The organism is Carnobacterium sp. 1290_CSPC, from assembly GCF_001053265.1.
Lineage (GTDB): Bacteria > Bacillota > Bacilli > Lactobacillales > Aerococcaceae > Aerococcus > Aerococcus urinaeequi.
Genome location: NZ_JVVG01000111.1, coordinates 1 through 1,573, shown reverse-complemented (window position 1 = coordinate 1,573; position 1,573 = coordinate 1). Strand labels below are relative to the sequence as shown.

The following is a 1,573-nucleotide window of genomic DNA, read 5'->3' as shown; positions in this document are numbered from 1 at the left end:
TTTATTATGTTTCTGTTATATTTTGCAGTTTTTCTATTATATACATTGAGATATTTCAATTTTTTGATTCTATTCGTTGATTACACGAGAAATTCCAGGATAACTTGAATTTTGGGCGCACTTCTCCCTGGGCATTGTTCATTTTTTTAAAAATGAATATTTATTAAATATACTGTCGAATCCCTTGGATTCGCCTGAATGTATTATAAAACTCGGCCTGATAAACGTGCGAACTTGAGAGCTTCAAATACATTTGTCTAGCTGTACGGACGATTTTTCCTGCTACTTTGAATAACCGAAGTCGGATGGTATTCACTTGAGCCCTTTCCAATTAGAATCAAAACAGCTTGTACGTAAGAAATTCACCAAATTATAAGCCAGTAGACTAATCATCATACGGGATTCGTTTGCTAGAAATCCTGGACTATCAGTTTTATCGAAAAAGAAACCGTTCTTGGCTTCTTTAATGTAATTTTCCATGGTGCCGCGTTTATTGTAAGTTTCAAACACGCTTTTCGCTGAAATGTTTTCAGAAAGATTGGTCACAATAAAGGCATGGCTAAAAAGTAATTCACCGACTTCTCGTGTCGAACGAATGCAAACACGACGAGGCTTTGTCCATGAAGAAGCTTGATAGGAAACTGAGTGATAGTAAACTTCTTTTTCATCCCAAGGATGATTATTATCATAGAACACAAATTCTTCTGCCAAGCGGTATAAGTTTCGATTGGCTTTGAGTCGAATGACGTAGTAATTGTCATGTATATCGCATAGATCGTAGACAGCCGGCGTTGCAAATCCACTATCTCCACGTACTAGGATATCAGTCGTTGGAACCGTTTGGTTATAGTGTTCTAACAGTGGTTTAAGAAATGCTTTAACCCCATTGGAAGTATATTGATTACCTGAACGGAGTTTAGCTTTTAAGAAGTCACCGGTCAGCCCATCAAATGCGACTAATGGATGATAGCCATTCGTTCCATAATGAGCGTTGTAAGCTGTTTGTTCTTGGTTACCGAAGGTATCCGAATGCGTAGAATCCAAGTCTATAATCATGTTTGTATCATTACGCACTAGACGGGCTTTGTCGATTAATGTTTGATTGAGCTCCTGAAGTGTGAGGATTGTATCTTGTCCCACTCGATTAAAAAATCGTGAGATAGACGACTGAGAAGCTAATGGCTCGTCACTTGAAAGAGTCTGTAAAACTGGGTCATGTTGCAGAATATTTGTCGCAGAATCTGTATCATAACCTGCTATAATCTGCAGAATTAATTGCTTCAACAGTTTATGATTTGTATGTGTCCAATATTTTCGATCGTCTTGAAAGGTAACTATTTTTTCAGCGAGTTGAGTAAATTGGAAAACATCCATCATTTCATCTATAAGAACTAAGCCAGAATCACTGGATAAACGACCACCTGTATGAGAGACATGTAAATCATTATTGAATTTTGCAGCAGTTTCTTGTAAAGTAACCATTGAGAGAACTCCTTTCTATTGGTTGTTTGTCGTGAATTAACCATATCAGAAAGGGGTTCTTTTTTCATCACCTAATGGGTGATGGACAAGA

At 37.3% G+C, this 1,573-nt stretch carries 1 pseudogene; it reads right to left on the bottom strand.

Features of this window, described 5'->3' with window-relative positions:
• Window positions 1-163: 163 nt before the first annotated feature.
• Window positions 164-1,482: pseudogene (locus AC973_RS09090) on the bottom strand (IS1380 family transposase).
• Between the last annotated feature and the right edge of the window lie 91 nt (window positions 1,483-1,573).